8 protein-coding genes, 1 tRNA gene and 1 riboswitch are annotated in these 15,461 nt (G+C 41.9%); of the genes, 8 read left to right on the top strand and 1 reads right to left on the bottom strand.

Annotated features, from left to right (window positions below):
* Nucleotides 1–364 precede the first annotated feature (364 nt).
* The 3 genes from HXT24_RS03260 (at nucleotide 365) to HXT24_RS03270 (ending at nucleotide 8,988) form a co-directional block, all read left to right on the top strand.
* The gene (locus HXT24_RS03260; RefSeq protein WP_422119164.1) at nucleotides 365–5,419 is read left to right on the top strand and encodes a Rib/alpha-like domain-containing protein; all 5,055 of its coding nucleotides are present in this window, start codon (nucleotides 365–367) and stop codon (nucleotides 5,417–5,419) included.
* Nucleotides 5,420–5,681: 262 nt separating this feature from the next.
* A complete protein-coding gene (locus HXT24_RS03265) occupies nucleotides 5,682–7,400 on the top strand; it encodes a SpaH/EbpB family LPXTG-anchored major pilin (protein ID WP_422119165.1) in 1,719 nt (572 codons plus the stop codon).
* A 451-nt stretch (nucleotides 7,401–7,851) separates the two neighbouring features.
* Nucleotides 7,852–8,988 (top strand): class C sortase, encoded by a 1,137-nt coding sequence (locus tag HXT24_RS03270; RefSeq protein WP_422119166.1) that lies wholly within the window; start codon nucleotides 7,852–7,854, stop codon nucleotides 8,986–8,988.
* Between the two features lie 566 nt (nucleotides 8,989–9,554).
* Here the strand turns inward: HXT24_RS03270 and HXT24_RS03275 are convergent.
* Nucleotides 9,555–9,628: transfer RNA gene (locus tag HXT24_RS03275), tRNA-Val, on the bottom strand.
* A 148-nt stretch (nucleotides 9,629–9,776) separates the two neighbouring features.
* Between HXT24_RS03275 and HXT24_RS03280 the strand changes: the two genes are divergently transcribed.
* From HXT24_RS03280 to HXT24_RS03300, 5 genes are all read left to right on the top strand, one after another.
* Nucleotides 9,777–11,303 carry a DivIVA domain-containing protein gene (locus tag HXT24_RS03280; RefSeq protein WP_422119167.1) on the top strand — a complete coding sequence of 509 codons (1,527 nt, stop codon included), beginning with the start codon at nucleotides 9,777–9,779 and terminating at the stop codon, nucleotides 11,301–11,303.
* A 46-nt stretch (nucleotides 11,304–11,349) separates the two neighbouring features.
* Nucleotides 11,350–12,084 carry a DNA repair protein RecO gene (gene recO, locus HXT24_RS03285; RefSeq protein ID WP_004115648.1) on the top strand — a complete coding sequence of 245 codons (735 nt, stop codon included), beginning with the start codon at nucleotides 11,350–11,352 and terminating at the stop codon, nucleotides 12,082–12,084.
* A 110-nt stretch (nucleotides 12,085–12,194) separates the two neighbouring features.
* Nucleotides 12,195–12,297: riboswitch (TPP riboswitch) on the top strand.
* 35 nt (nucleotides 12,298–12,332) lie between these two features.
* The gene (locus tag HXT24_RS03290) at nucleotides 12,333–12,953 is read left to right on the top strand and encodes an ECF transporter S component (protein ID WP_004112368.1); all 621 of its coding nucleotides are present in this window, start codon (nucleotides 12,333–12,335) and stop codon (nucleotides 12,951–12,953) included.
* A gap of 178 nt (nucleotides 12,954–13,131) precedes the next feature.
* The gene (locus tag HXT24_RS03295) at nucleotides 13,132–14,055 is read left to right on the top strand and encodes an ABC transporter substrate-binding protein (protein ID WP_422119168.1); all 924 of its coding nucleotides are present in this window, start codon (nucleotides 13,132–13,134) and stop codon (nucleotides 14,053–14,055) included.
* Between the two features lie 141 nt (nucleotides 14,056–14,196).
* Nucleotides 14,197–15,426, top strand: a complete 1,230-nt coding sequence (locus tag HXT24_RS03300; RefSeq protein ID WP_422119169.1) for a phosphotransferase enzyme family protein — start codon at nucleotides 14,197–14,199, stop codon at nucleotides 15,424–15,426.
* Nucleotides 15,427–15,461 lie beyond the last annotated feature (35 nt).

The following is a 15,461-nucleotide window of genomic DNA, read 5'->3' on the forward strand; positions in this document are numbered from 1 at the left end:
GAAAAATATAAAGTTTTCAATATATTTTTAACGTATTTTATGGTGATCTTTATAGAATCTAGGAATTTTTACGAATATTAAAAAATGTGTAAATTTTCCTTGAATTTTCCTATGGGGGGGGGGGTATAAATGTTAGAGGCTTTTTGGGCAACCGTGCCTGCATATATGGAATACAGGTATGTTATACCGGCTACCTGTGCTTGACCTCGTTAGTTGCATTCGTAGTAGCGAGTGAGCAAGGTTTTTGATTTGCCGTACATCGGCATCGTATGCAGGCTGAGTGTTTGAAGTTTAACATTTAGAGAGTTGGAATTTGAGATATACTGCGGCTTGTGCGGCAGTTGAGGATTAGGAAGGCGAGAAAATGTTACCAGCAAAGTTCCGTGGATTCGCATCACGCGTGGATCGTCTTGCGTCGCGCGCTTTGGCTTGGCATAAGACCAGCGAGCGCGATGCAGCCGTTCTTACTTCCAGCACTGCTAGTACCTCCAGTACCGCAGTAACTTCCAGCAACGTAGCCGAAAGCACCACCACTCGCACAGCACGCCCATCTCACACTCTTCGCCGCGCGATCTTCGCAATGCTCGTATCCGCCGCCACCATAGTAACCATGCTCATCGTGCCGCCGGTGAATAAGGCGAATGCGGCACAGGTTTGGTGGGATTATGCTGGCAATGGTTATGTGACGTCAAATGGTTCGTGGGTTGGTGACGCTGTAAATCAAATTAATATGCCATATCCAACAATAGAAGATGTAAATTATAATGGCGAAACTAGAAAAAAGATAACTTGGACAGTAACTTTCAATTCCCAGGGTATCGGTGCGAAATCCGCTTCTCAGAATCAGTTTCCTGAAGGTAATCAACCTTCTGAAGGCTCGGCTTATGGCGGTCAACCAACTTTGTATGCTTGGCTTCCTTCTGGAATTGAGGATTCATCGATTACAATATATCGCGAGGTTACTGTGCGAAAAACTTGGGGTGGTGTCTCGAATTTTGATTGGAAGAAGGCGCGATCTTCTAAAGAATTTCCTGGTAATCATCCTGGTGATTATGCAAATTTTGTTATGGGTGATTTAGGCAAATCGCGCTGGACTTACTACAAAGGGGATAGTAACTTTGAAGGGCATGACTGGGCTAAGTCTCTTGGTCCAGGCACAGGCTCTAAAGTTGAAGGCGTAGGCGCTGGTGTTGAAGGCAAATACGCAAATGATTATGACATGTGTGAGGTTTATGCGTGGAAAAGAGAAAATAAGTTTTCTCGAGTCTTTATTTCTCAAGAGAAAGATGATTCTACTATTAGTCATCGTTGGACTATTAGTGCAATAGTTGATCGCAATCAAAATCCGTTATTGCTTACATTTGCTGCTGGCTGGATTTCAGCTAAAGAGCTTAAGACTCGTTTTGTTGTTTCTGGCCCATTTGATACTGATGGTGATGGTATTCCTGACTCTGTTGAGCATCATCATAATATGAATCCTAAGTCTCCTGACGATATACTTTATCCTCAATTTGATGAATCTATGCTCAAAGATTATGGTAAGGATAATGTTCCAATTACTACGTATGGTCGTAAAATAACTGAGAAGCCTTATATTAAAACAGGTCATTGGAAAGGTAATAGTTCCGAAGGTAGCTTTGTATATGATGGTCGTACGTCCACTGATTTGCCTTCTGATCTTGGAATAAAATATTCTATTACTGGTATTTCGGATAATACTATTAAAATTGCAAATTCTCCTAATGATATTTCTGAAGGCTATGTCTATATTGATCCTAATACAGGTCACTTAACGTATAATCCTAGAAAAGAGGATAGAAATAAGACTATTACATTCCACACAAAAATCTCATACCCTAATTCTGGGTCATATAACTGTAAACATAAAAATGCAAAAGAATTTACTCACGATACTAAAATAAAGGTCGTTTCGCAAGCGTCCATTTACAATCCACATTACGAGACTTTGAAGGATGTGGAACCTACATCGACTGGTATTAGCAATCCTCCTAAAAGTGTTAAGGATCCCAGCAAGAAGAATTACGAGTTTATTAAAAGTGGAGACCTGCCTAACGGTACTACTTTTAAAATACGTAAATACTATGAGAGCAAGAATTATAAAGGAAAAGATAATCAGAAGATTACTCCTGGTAACAAATTATCTTGGTCTGAAATTAAAAAAGATGATGAAAAAATTACGTCTGGAAATAAAGGAACAGCAGGTAGAGTGTATTTCACTCCAGGCTATGCAGAAAACGGAGAAAAAAATAAAACTTCTGTTGTTGTAACTTACCCAGATGGATCGTCTTCCGAAGATGAAGATGCTGGAAACGTTGATAAAAGTGTTGATTTTAAAAGCAAGACGTTTGATAAAAAAGATCTTGATAAAAACGTTGTATACGCTCCAGTTGAAGTGAAGAAACTTTCTCTTACAAATCAAGACTTACACTTAGATTTTCATAAGTGGACTAAGCCAGATAATCTTCAAAAGTACGATGGCGGACCTACATACAATCCGCTTGGCTCAAATGAAGTATTAAAGTTTGCTAGAACTGTTCCTATAGACCCACAAGTTATGCTAGATTCGTGGAGTAACAAGGGAGTCGGACAAATTGATTTTCGCGCTATTTGTTACAAAAAGAATGGTGGAAAAAAGAGTGATTTTACATTTTTGAAGCCGCAAAAGAATAATTTCAATGGTTTATCTCTTGGTGAAACTTTCAAATTCACTCACGCCAGTACAGATGATGATAATAAGTGCAAAAACGCTGGTAAAAATGGGAGTAGTTGCCAATTTAATAAATATATTTATAGTTGGGAATCTAGTAGTACTACTGAGCGTTCACGTGCTGCTATAAGTGGCACTCCAAGCGAAAATGGCAAGTTTGGTTGTAGAGTATACGCGTTGCGTAAGGATAGAAGCGCTGATTTTGCTGCTAATCTTGATGGTGCTGTTACGTCTCTTGGCGCAGCAAGTGTCTATTCCTCTTTTACGCAGAATCTTCCTACGGTTACGCATAAAGATTTTAATTTTGAAGTAAACTCTATGTCTCATTACTACAACCCAAAGTATGAAGATATTAAAAAGCTACAGGCTGGAGAAGAGGGGACTTCTGGTCTGCCAAAGAGTTTTAAGAATGCTAATGGTGCAAAGAATAATCAGGATGATGTGAAAGACAATGAGCCTTTGCCAGACGGTACTTGGTTCGAGTTTAAGCAGTACACGAAGAATGGAAAGCCTAATGGAGCTAAACCTCTTAACTATGCTTTCTTTGAAAATGATGACGATAATGTAAAGAGTGAAAGCGGTAAGAAAACAGCTAAGAGCCCTAAAGGCAAGTTTGGTAATGTGACTTTCCATCCTCATAGGTGGATTAGCACTAATAGGAGTGATAATGCTCCAGTAGTTGTTCATTACCCAGATGGTTCATCTTCGCGAGACCCAGATTCTGGTAATAATGGTAACCCAGTGTATGCGAAAGTAAACGTTGTACCACACGACTTTAAACCTGGCGATTTACATTTTGATGTAACGAACAATTTTAACAGTGGTAATTGGGATGATAAGACTATTACGATTAATAAGGGCGATTCTCTCAACAATAGTCATCCTCGCCGTCTTAACTTATGGTCTACACATAAGTCTGGCAAAATCGAGCTTAGAACAATATGCCATAAGATTATTCACAAGGATAATGAAGATACTACGTCTGAATACACTTTTAATGGTATTGCTGGCATTACTATGGAGAAGCCAAAGATTTGGGATCATCAGGAAGATCCTCAAAAGCAGCATAAGTGCTATGGGGATAAAAAACAGTGCGACGCAAAGCTTTTGTATGACGATTATGTGACTAATGGTAATTCCCGTGATACGACTGAGCGTACGCGTGCCTCTCTTACTGGCAAGGCTAACAAATCCGGCGACTACGAGTGCGTAGTTTACGCGATTAAGCAGGGAAGCAAATTATTATCTAGTTTTGATGATGCTATTAAGTCAATTAATCCAGATAAAAATAAAAAAGCAAAACCAAGTGACACTGATCCTCTTGATGGATTCCAATGGAAGCTTGATGACAAGAATTTTGCTGTTAAAGGTGTTGACTACGAGTATCGTGTAATACCAATACACATTCTATCTAAAGCTCACTTATATAATCCGAAGTATGTGGATGTGAGTGTTAAGGCTGGTAACAAAGTAGTAGCTGCAAAGCCTAAGAGCGTTAAGGGATCTAACGGTGCTACCGATGATCAGGATGACGTGAAGGGTGATTCTGATCATCCTGCGGATTTGCCTGATGGCACTTGGTTTGAGATTAAGAAGTATGGTAAAGCTACAGACAGTAAAGATCCTCTTAATTGGTCTTTTATGGCGAAGCAGAAAGGTAGTAAGCCTGATAGTCATAATACTTCTGGCGAAGTGACATTCCATCCAGATGTAACCATTAGTGCTACAGATTACGTAACGCCAGTTATTGTTCATTACCCTGATGGTTCAACGTCGGAAGATGAGGATTCTGGAAATCAGGGCAAGCCGGTGTATGCGAAGGTTAAAGTTACTGGCTTGGTCAATCCTGGAAATGATTTGCATATGACATTGCGCAAGTCAGAAGATACTGATAGTCCTCTTAACTATTACAATTCTCTATACGTAATGAATGGATTAAATCTTCTTAGAAATCCATTTGTGCAAGCGTGGAGTGTTAAAGATAAGAGTGAAATTAGTTTGCGCATGATGTGCACTAAATCTGGCGAAAACAAGTGGAGCCGCGGTCTTAATAGTACGCTGAATATTCATTTAGATAACAATTATGGTGAGGGGTCTGCTAAATGGAACTTTGCTAACGATGAACAGCAAAGAAAGTGCCGAGAAAACGGCGAGTGCAGTGCAAATCATGTTTTGTATGGTTTTACTCACAACGGCACCGCAGATGGAAGCATAGAAAATGCTGTTGCGCGTAGAGAAGAAAAAATCGTAGGTGCTCCAGCAAAAACTGGCGATTATGATTGCATAGCATTTGCTTTGAAGCCAGCAGCTCTGAGGATTTTTAATACCGCATCCACTAGCAATCTTATTGAGAATGGTGCTTATACAGCCAACAATATGAATAGTATTGATTTCTCTAGCGTTAAGGCACATATTGATTGGGAGCGTATATCGTTTAAGGTGCATGTTGTAGAGCCATTTAAGCTGCCGAAGACGGGCGGGGAAGATTGCGTGAACTGGAATATGCTGCTGAGCGTGGTGTGCGTGATTGGCACGGGCGCTATGGCGGCTGGGTTCTTCCTTGATCAGACCAAGTGGGGGCGCGCGATGCTTGAGGCGTTGCTGCGTAAGACACTGATTAAAGATTTTATCTGCAAAACTGCCAAAAAGCTTTGCGCTTTAAGGCGACGTAGCGAAAGGTGGCGATGCTGATGAAAATTTTCTGCAGCTTAAAAACTGCAGTATCAACGTTCCATGTGCTGGCAACGGTATTACGCGTTACATAGTGACGTTACATAGTAACGACAATTATGCCGAAGCATGGTTCGGATTTAATCTTGCTGCGCGCGGCGCAAATCGTAGCCGCCGACAGAGTTCATGCGGCTTTGCGATGACTCCGCCGACCGTGCGCAACACAAAACATAACATATATCTCTCAAAGTGTTCGCAAGAACAAAACAAACAAGGAGAAATTATGAATAAGATAACAAAGCAGTGCGTGGCCGCGGTGGCCTCGCTCGCGATGGCTGGCACGCTGTGCGTTGCTGGCGCCGTGGTTGCTGGCAGCTCCGCTTGGGCTGATACTACTCCAAGTGTTGATAAAACCGTGGCAAAGGGTACAACTGGTTTGAACACAGATTCGCAAGCTGGTGACTACAAATCAGCTCCATGGATGACTGATGCTCCAAAATCTGGCTCAATCACCATCTACAAGTGGAAGTCTGAAACCGATGGTGATGGTAACCAGAAGAAGGAAACTCCTGTTAAGGATGCTGAATTTACTATTAAGAAGGTTAAGTCTGTCAACAGCAAAGACCTTGATTTGACCAAGTATGACTCTTGGGTAGATGTTGCTAAGGCGGCTGCTGATCTTAATACGAACAAAACTGGTGTCGTAGTAACTGATGATGCATTTGGTACAAATGGTAAATTAAGTGGCAATACAAACGATAGTGGTGTTTTAAGGTTTAAGGATCTTCCACTTGGTTTGTATCAGGTTCAGGAAACCAAGGCTCCTGAAGGTTATTCTGCTGCGGAGACTAGGCCATTCTATATGACTTTGCCAATGATTCAGCAGATTACTACTGGTAGCAATAAAGAGACCAAGTACAACTATGCTCCGTTCGTTGATCCTAAGAACGTTAATATCGCTGATAGCGTTAAGAAGACTAAGGATACAACGAAGACTGTAGGTGCTGGAGATGAAATTTCCTACACCATTACTGCAGACCTCGATAAGGTTAAGGCTAAGGCTACTGATTCAGATCGTGTTGCAGATGAATTCAAGGGCTATAGTGTCTTCGATCTTGCGCCAGATAAGTACTTTGAAAGCTATGATAATGTTGTAAAGAAGGTTAAGGCAGGAAGCGCTGATCTTACACCAAACACAGATTACACAGTTGGAACACCTACTGACGTTGCTGGTGGTAAGAAGAAGATTGAAATCACGTTCACTGATGAGGGTCGTAAAAAGCTCGCAGCTGCCGCAAATGCAAGTGTTGGCAAGGCTGCAAAGGTAACTGTTGAGTTGACGTTCAAACTTGCTGCTACGACTACACTTGCTACGAACTCTGTTACCAACGAGGGTGGTATTGTGCCATCTCATGATACCGGAACAACTCCAAGCGAAGTTAAGACTAAAGATAATCCAAAGGTAGATTTCGCTACATTCAAAATCAAGAAGGTTTCTTCTAAGGATAATTCTCCTTTGAAAGATGCAAAGTTTAGGTTGTTCGCTTCTAAGGATGCTGCTCAGAAGTGCACCGATACGATTAAGTCTGGTAAAACTAGTGCAAGCACTGGTGATGATAAGACCGCGTATGATGCCGCTTGTGTAACTCCATCTTCTACTGGCTTTGCTGAGAAGACAACTGCTGAAGCTACTGGCTTAACTGAAGCTTATTCCGTTAAGCGTGGTGAAGAGTTCTATGCAGTGGAAACTGTTGCTCCAGCTGGATACATTCGTAACCCTAATGTTCATCCTATTAAGGTTGATGAAAATAAGGCTGAGGAGACTATTACTGTCGAGAACCTTCCAGATTCAGGCAATGACGGTAAGAGCTGGCTCTTTAACCTTCCAAAGACTGGTGCTGCTGGCGTGATTATCTTTGCGCTTATTGGCCTCGGTCTTGTTGGCTCTGGTATGTTCGTATTCCTTAAGAATCGCAAGAAGGAAGAAGAGCAGGCTGCGTGATTTGCTCAGTTTGATTAGCAAATCATAAACGATTGAGTCTAGGGTTTTTGCCCTAGACTCAATCCTATGTAGTGCGTTTGCTCGCTACGCTTTAAGCGAAAAGGCAGGTCGGAGCGCAAGTGAGGTAGAGATTCGAGATTTTTTGCAGCGGATGAAGCGAACCTCAGCATCTTTGATGGTGATTCGCTGAAGTAGCAAGAAAAATCGAGAATCTCGGTGATGAAAGCTACGCAAAAGTTCCAGATATCCAGAAGGTTTGATGTATTTCTATACGAGCAATAAAAGAGGAGCGTAGCGACGGGACTTGCGAGGAGAGAAATACTCAAACCTCGCGCAACACCAAGTAGGTGGAATATGCGCGCATTATTTTCCGCTTTTTGTACCTGATTTAGACCGAATGTGGTACAAAGTGCGGAGTTATTTAATTCAATAGCTTGAGCTTGGAGGAGTTATGAAGCTAGCCGATATTAGCAATTGGTGCCACTCGTTGAGCGAGCGCGCGGTTGCTAAATTGTTTAAGAATAAGGCGAAGCGTACCTCCAGTGTGGCTGGCACGAGCAGTGTGGCTGGTGCGAGTGATTTGCTAGAGGAAGAATCGCAAGCAACCGAAGAGCAAACTCCACGATCCAACTCAAGCAAAAATATAAACCAAAATACACTTAAAACTAAAAAAATAACTAAAAAGAAAAGCACACTGATGCGCATTCTAGAGCCGATTGCGCTGGTTCTTGCAGGCATTCTGTGCTTTAGCTACCCTGTGTGCTCAACGCTGTGGAATAATCACGTTTCTAAGGAGATTTCCACTGCGTACGATAAATATAATCACGATCAGGCTGGAGATGTGCGACGCGCACACATTCGCGCTGCGAAACGCTACAACGCAACGCGCAAAGATATGCTCACGCGAGACCCGTACGGCGGCGACGGTCAGGAAGACATAACTAACACGCCTGGATACAAGCGTTATCTTAAAGCGCTTGAGGAGCCGATGGGCATTATTGGCATTGTAAAGATACCGAAGATTGGCGTAAAGCTGCCGATTTACCACGGTACAAAAGAAGAGACGCTGGCGCGAGGCGCGGGACACTTGTACGGCACGGATTTGCCAGTGGGCGGCAAAAACAGGCATACTGTGATTACGGCGCATACTGGTTTGGCGAATGCAACCATGTTCGACTCGCTAACCGACCTTAAAAAGGGTGACTACTTTTATCTTGACGTGCAAGGTGAGACATTGCGATACAAGGTGTTTCGCATAAATGTGGTGGATCCGCATGATATAAGTTTGCTTCAGCGCGAGAAGGGGCGCGATTTAGCGACTTTGCTTACGTGTACGCCGTATGGTGTGAACTCGCATAGGCTTTTGGTAACTGGGTATCGTGTGCTGCCTGACCCGGTTGCGGCGCCAGAGGACCATGTGCAGTGGCCGCTCTGGATGACGCTGTTTGTTATAGCGATGATATTCTCGGCGGCGATTCTTGCCATGATGATCGCTGTGGTTGCTGGTAAGAAGCGGCGCAAGTGGGATATTCGCGGCAAACACATACTGTGGGTTGGACGCGGCGAGATTAAGTTACGCGCAAAGTGACGAGCGGCGACATGTCTTCGCGCGTCACGCTTTGAGTGTTCAGTCAGGTCGTCGCGCTCGTGTTTGTTTATCATTTGAGCAAATATGACAACAAACTCGGGCAGAAATAAACAAACTCGGGAGTTTGATCTAATCTCGAAATCGTCGATTCGCGCCTCAGAATGTGAATAAAAACAACTGAGCTCTTGTCCTAAATGAACAAGAGCTCAATGAAATCACGTGTAGGAGCAACCCACACAGGTGAAATAATTCTATCACACTCCATAACGATTTGTTATATTTGTCTCACTCATGATGCATTTGTAACGTTTTTTGGTCAAAAAGTGTTACAAATGTCTCGCGGATGATGCAAATCTAACGGTTTTTGCCCTAGATTCGTTACATTTGTCTCATCAATGATGCAAATCTAACAAAAATCACTAATAGCCGCGGCGAGATTGAGTTACGCAAGAAGTAAGAGGCATAGGTATTCCCGCATTTGTTCCCTTTTTGAGCAAATACGTAAACAAACGCGGGAAAAAATAAACAAACACGCGAGAGATACGCTAATCAAGAAAAGCGGAAAGTGGGCGATGAGGGACTCGAACCCCCGACATCCACCGTGTAAAGGTGGCGCTCTAGCCAGCTGAGCTAATCGCCCGCTTGAAACAAGATACAGTATGGTGTGTACTAGATGCGTGATTCGCGATTTGCGTGTGTCTTTTAGCGCTTGCGTTTTGCGTTTTGAAGCGTCTTAACAATCGCGTAGAGTATATTCAATAATGATATGTTCAGGAGGTCTATTGTTTATGGCAAGTAAACCCGATACTGCGCGTAATTCTTCTGGTATTGAGCGCGTAGGTAAGCGCAAGAAGGGTTACAGCGTAGAGCAAGTTAATGATTTTCTTGAGCGTGCCCATTCTTTGTATGAGTCCGACGACATTCGTCTTACACAAAAAGATATTCAAGACGTGTCCTTCGATTTAGAAGATGAAGGATACGCTATACCTCAAGTTGATGCGGCTCTTTCTAGGTTGGAACGTGCTGTTGTAGATAAAACAACTGAATACGAAATTTCTCATCGCGGTAGAATCGTTTGGAAAGCACAAGCCGATAGTGAATACCGTGTTTTGCTTAATCATTCTCAGCGCGATTACAAGATGCGTTTTGATTCTGGTCAATCACGCAAGCCTTCGTATGATAAAAAACAGGTCGATAATGTTGTTAATAAGACCTTAGATAAGATTTCTATTCTTCTTGGATATAAGCCAACGTGGGGCAATACTTCAAGCGATCTTGATGGCATTGACGCAATGTTTGTTTCCAACGTGTTGTTTACACAGCGTTCTGGTAAACACGGATACGATGAGCGTCAAGTGGATTATTATTTGAACGCTTGCATACGATTGCTTAGTAGGCTTGAATCTTACGATCGTGTTTCTAAGTACCTAGATTTTGATTCTAATGGTGCTGCCGCATCTTCTGTTAACGCAGCATATAGTCAGCCGATGCCACAGCCTGTGCAATCTGCAAATCCTATGCCTCCATCTATTCCTGTTGAGCATAATGCGGATTCGTCTGTAGTAAATCCTGTTCAAAATATTGTTGAAGCAGATAATCCTGTTGCAAATGATATTTTTTCTAAAACTACAGTTGATGAAGTAGATTCGCATCATATTAGTGCAGATAGTGTGCCAGTCGTTGAGCGTGTGGCAGGTAGTGATAATAGTTCTGCACAGCATGTTGAAGATATGCCTCAAGATAGGCAAAGCATTTTCGCACCTGTAGACAACAGTGTTGATAACAATAGTGGTGCTTCTCTTAACGATTTGCACCATGGGGATAGGGCTATTTTTACGCCTCATTCTGCTAATATAGAGCCTAATGATGATACTGATGACGAGATGTCTCAGGCGTCTACTGTTATGCCTCCTACGTTCCCACCATCGTATGCTCCGAAAGATTCCTATCCGCAGACTTATACAAGAGACAGTGCTATTCCAGCTGCGCCTAGCCAAGATTCTTATAGTCAGAATCATGTTAATGCTGCTAATTCTAATGCTGTTAATGCTAAAGATGATGATAAGAATGATTCAAAGAGTAGTGCTTCAAACCCTGTTGGTGATTTGAATTTGTCTCTTCTTGCATCTCCTAAATTTGAGCCGTCGCAAAGTCTCAATTTAGATATTCCAGATCTTTCATTCCCAGTTATGAATCATTTTAATGCTTCTTCTGAAGATTTTAATGCTAACAATGCTGGCAATAATGATTCAGATGATTTGGATGATACTGGCGAATCTAATTTCGGTGGTTTTGTGAATCCAAGTCACAACTAATCTATAAAAATACTTTGGATTAGCAGATTAAGAGTTTTTGATTTTCATGCCGTTGTATAACGATGAGGCTGTAGTTCTTAAAACTTTTCCTTTAGGGGAAGCGGATAGAATTGTAGTTATGCTTACTAAAAAGCATGGTAAGATTCGTGCTGTTGCAAAAGGTGTTAGGAAAATAAAATCTCGTTTTGGGGCGCGTTTAGAACCTTTTATGCGTGTGAATGCACTTTTTGCTACTGGAAGAACTTTTGATGTTGTTTCTCAAGCAGTTTTAGTTTCTGCTTATGCTGAGAGTATTTGTGCTGATTATGATTTGTATAGTCGCGCTAGCATGATTGCGGAAATCGCAGATGATTTGGTTTCGTCTTCTGCACAGTATCAGGATTCTTGTATGCAATACAATCTGCTTGTTGCAGCCTTATCTGCTCTTTCTAGGGGATTGCATAGTGCTGATTCAATTGGATTCTCATATGTTTTAAGAGCGTTAAAACTAGCCGGCTGGTCTCCTATGCTTAATGAATGCGTAGTTTGTGCAACTAAAGATGATTTATCATATTTTTCCTCTTGTTCTGGAGGAGTTATGTGTTCTAAAGATCATGATTTGCAGTCAATTAAGTGCAATGATTTAGCACGTTTTCAAATGATTTCTTTGATTAATGGCGATTGGAAGAATATAGACGGAACAGATATTGATTATTTAACGTATAGATGCGTTGAGCAGTGGTGTGAATATTATCTTGAGCGTCCAATTAAATCAATGCATTTATTAGAAAATAATATGTGATTTAATATAGCTTTTTTAGCGTCTTGCTTTAGCGTTTTAGTGAGCGTTTTTGTTAATTTTTTGTTTGAATTTTATAATAATTGTCCTCGCTGTCTGATGCAATAATGATTGATATCAGACACGGGTGCTCTTTCAAAGAGCTGAGAAGATTACTGTCTAACCGTTTAACGTGATTCGGTTAATGCCGACGTACGGAGTTTTCTGCAGGGTCGCCTTTGTTTGATAACTGATAATGAAAGGAGACCCTAATGGGTGCATCTGTTGAAGAAGAAACCGTGCGTCCATCTTTGCGATGGAATGTAGCTGATATTACGCTCACGGTTGTTGTAGCTGTAGCTTCTGGTATTATCTTCTGGGGTATCGGTTTGATTAGCGAGCCTATTTCTGCTGCTCTTAAGCTTATTCCAGTTCCAGGCGTCAGCGCATTGTACTACGGTTTGTTCTATTTTGCTGGTCCTTTGGCTGCTATTATGGTTCGCAAGCCAGGTGCAGCATTGTTCGGTGAGTTTATTGCTGCAATGGTTGAGTTGACTGTTGGAAGCCACTGGGGCGGTATCGGTACCGTTCTTCCTGGATTTGTTCAGGGCTTGTTCGCTGAATTTGCATTCTTGTTCTTCATGTATCGCAAGTGGAATGTTGGCTTAAGCGCACTTTCTGGCGCATTAGCTGGTTTGGGTGGAATCGTTTCAACCTACCCGTTCTACTATGCAGGTGTTCCAATCTTTGGTTCATTCATGGTGATTCACACTATTTGCAGCATGATTTCTGGTGCTGTAATCGGTGGCGTTTTGATGTGGTACTTGTATAAGGGTATTGCTGCCACTGGCGCATTGAGCCGCTTTGCTTCTGGCAAAGAAGTGCGCGCCTGATTCTACGGGTAAGATTACAAGTAAAATCAACTTATAAATTTGATTTGTGGGCGGGGATTAATTACCTCGCCCATTTTTGTAAAGTCGCAAGTTAAATCGCAAGTTAAGTCGCAAATAAAAGTCAAAATAAAATCACAAATAATAAAATCACAAATCACTATAAAACAAAGGAGTTAATATGCTAAGAGTACGTCTTGAATATGTGCATCCATGGACGAATCACGCAGGTATGTATCTTGCAAGAAAGCGCGGATTGTATGCACAATACGGATTAGATGTAGAGTTTACAAGCACAGATACAGAGCGCGGCGATGTTCCAGCATGCTTGGAGCGTGGAGAAGTAGATATAGCTCTTGTTCGTTTAAACCAGCTTTTGGCTCATCAAAATGGTGCAAATAAGCTGACGTCGTTTGCTGTAATGAATCAATCGCAAATTGGCGGAATCATAACAAATAAAAACACGGGCATTACGCGATTTAAAGATCTAGAAGGAAAGCGCGTAGTAATCCCTATGGGTGTTAAGCGCTTGTATACGGAGCTTCAGCAGGCTGTTGCTGCCGACGGCGGCGATTTTAGCAAGCTGATTACAATCGACCCAGGCCCATGGGAGCCAGACATTCGAGCCGTAGAACGCGGAATGTGCGATGCATTTATTAACGTAGCTTGGTGGGAGCCATACCAGGGTTCGCTTCCATTTGACCAAGTTGTTGTTCTTCCATTCGATTCTATTGGCGTAGCACCGCATCATTCTTACTATGTTTGCGCTCGCCAAGAGATGATTGAGCGGAATCCGCAATTAATACGCAACTTTGCAAGTGCAACAGTTAAGGGCTATGAGATGGCAGGAAAAGACCCTCAGGCTGGCGTTGATGCTTTGCAGAATGCTCTTTGCCATATTAGCCCAGAGGCTTTGCGTGCCTCGCTAGACGAAGTGATTCCATCTTGGTACGACAAGAATGGTCGCTGGGGTACGGCAGACATGGCTTTGGTGGAAAACTACACTCGTTGGATGAGTGAAAATGGCCACTTAAGCGTGCCTCTTGATTGCGCGCTAAACAGCCTAGAAAATGGGTGCGTAACAAACGAGTATTTGCCAGAATAATCGTTAGTTTTGCAATCGTTAATTTTGCATAAGCAAAGTCGCCAGCAGCCGCGCATGAGCTAGTTGGCGTCAAATAATTCTGCAAAAAAATGCTCGAAAAACAATGAGCCTGTAGTCAAATATCTGTAAATTGGAGCGAATATGGAAAACGAAAGCAACGACCCTCAGCTAGATATTGTTGCTCAAAGATGGGCAAATGTTGATTTAGATGAGGCAAATATGGTGTGTTCTCTTTTAGAGGAGCCGCTAGAAGCTGATTGCGTTTTAAGCCATAGTTTGCGCCCGATGGCTGCAGGTTCATTGGTTCGCGCGCATTACAAAGATGATTCATCAAAGCAATCTAAAAGTTTGGACGTTTATATTAAAAGATGCAGCACAAAAGTGAGGCAAGCTAGCACAATTAGGCCGTATCATCGTTTTGCTGAGCATCTTTTAAAAAACAAAATAAGCACGCCAAAGTACTTGTATTTTAATAAAAATAGCGAGTCTTTAGGTTTAGAAAAGAATACTGCTGGCGATACTTGTGGCGACATTTACGTAGACGGCACTCTTCTTGTAATAGGCGATTGCGCTTACGAAGTTACTTTAAAAGCTAGTGGAGAAGACCGATACAAAGACGCGTACACTTGGGATCCGCCTAAAACGTGCGAAGAAGCCAAAAATCTTGGAGCAATGATGGCAAAAATCGCCTTAGCTTCACAAAGTTTTGACGAGCCAAATCCTAAGGAAATCAACGCTTTTCAATCAAGATTTAGTCTTTGTGCAAGCGAAGACGTGCAAAGTGATGCCGAAGTTTGGTTAAAAAATAGGCCTGATTTAGCGAAATTCTTAAAAGAGCAGAATCGTGATTTTGTAAAAGATTTAAGCGAATTTGCTCCAACATGCAAAAAAATTTACGATTTGGGGTACGCGAATCTAAAAAAGCAGTGGACTCATGGAGATCCGCATATATCTAATTTTATGTGGGAAGGTAGTGCTCCAAGCGCAGTATTTGACTTTGGAATGGCGTATAGAAACACAGCAATCTACGATTTAGCAATGACTTTAGAACGCAACACAATTCAGTGGGTAGATATTGCGAATGGCAAAAAAGATTCATTTAGAACGGATTTAGTTAAGTCAATTTTGCAAGGATATGCTAGCGTTCGGCCATTAACAGATGTTGAAAAAGAGTTGCTTCCGCTTGTTTTATCTGTAAGTCAAATCGAACAATGCGTAGAATTTGTAGACTATTATTTAAAGTCAAATGGATCTTACGACTTTAAAATTTGGGGTTACGATACTGGATTCTTAGAACATGCTAGATGGTACAAATCTTGCTACGGAGAGCAATATTTAAACGCTTTAATAGAGATTTTGCGAGAAATATAAATATAGAGGATTTTGGCGGATTTTTTATCTGATTT

Source organism: Gardnerella sp. DNF00354, from assembly GCF_049262755.1.
Classification (GTDB): domain Bacteria; phylum Actinomycetota; class Actinomycetes; order Actinomycetales; family Bifidobacteriaceae; genus Bifidobacterium; species Bifidobacterium vaginale.

Bases quoted from the DNA above. Each gene is read 5' to 3' on its own strand.
- HXT24_RS03260 (WP_422119164.1), top strand. From the start codon at position 365: ATGTTACCAGCAAAGTTCCGTGGATTCGCATCACGCGTGGATCGTCTT.
- HXT24_RS03265 (WP_422119165.1), top strand. From the start codon at position 5,682: ATGAATAAGATAACAAAGCAGTGCGTGGCCGCGGTGGCCTCGCTCGCG.
- HXT24_RS03270 (WP_422119166.1), top strand. From the start codon at position 7,852: ATGAAGCTAGCCGATATTAGCAATTGGTGCCACTCGTTGAGCGAGCGC.
- HXT24_RS03280 (WP_422119167.1), top strand. From the start codon at position 9,777: ATGGCAAGTAAACCCGATACTGCGCGTAATTCTTCTGGTATTGAGCGC.
- recO (WP_004115648.1), top strand. From the start codon at position 11,350: ATGCCGTTGTATAACGATGAGGCTGTAGTTCTTAAAACTTTTCCTTTA.
- HXT24_RS03290 (WP_004112368.1), top strand. From the start codon at position 12,333: ATGGGTGCATCTGTTGAAGAAGAAACCGTGCGTCCATCTTTGCGATGG.
- HXT24_RS03295 (WP_422119168.1), top strand. From the start codon at position 13,132: ATGCTAAGAGTACGTCTTGAATATGTGCATCCATGGACGAATCACGCA.
- HXT24_RS03300 (WP_422119169.1), top strand. From the start codon at position 14,197: ATGGAAAACGAAAGCAACGACCCTCAGCTAGATATTGTTGCTCAAAGA.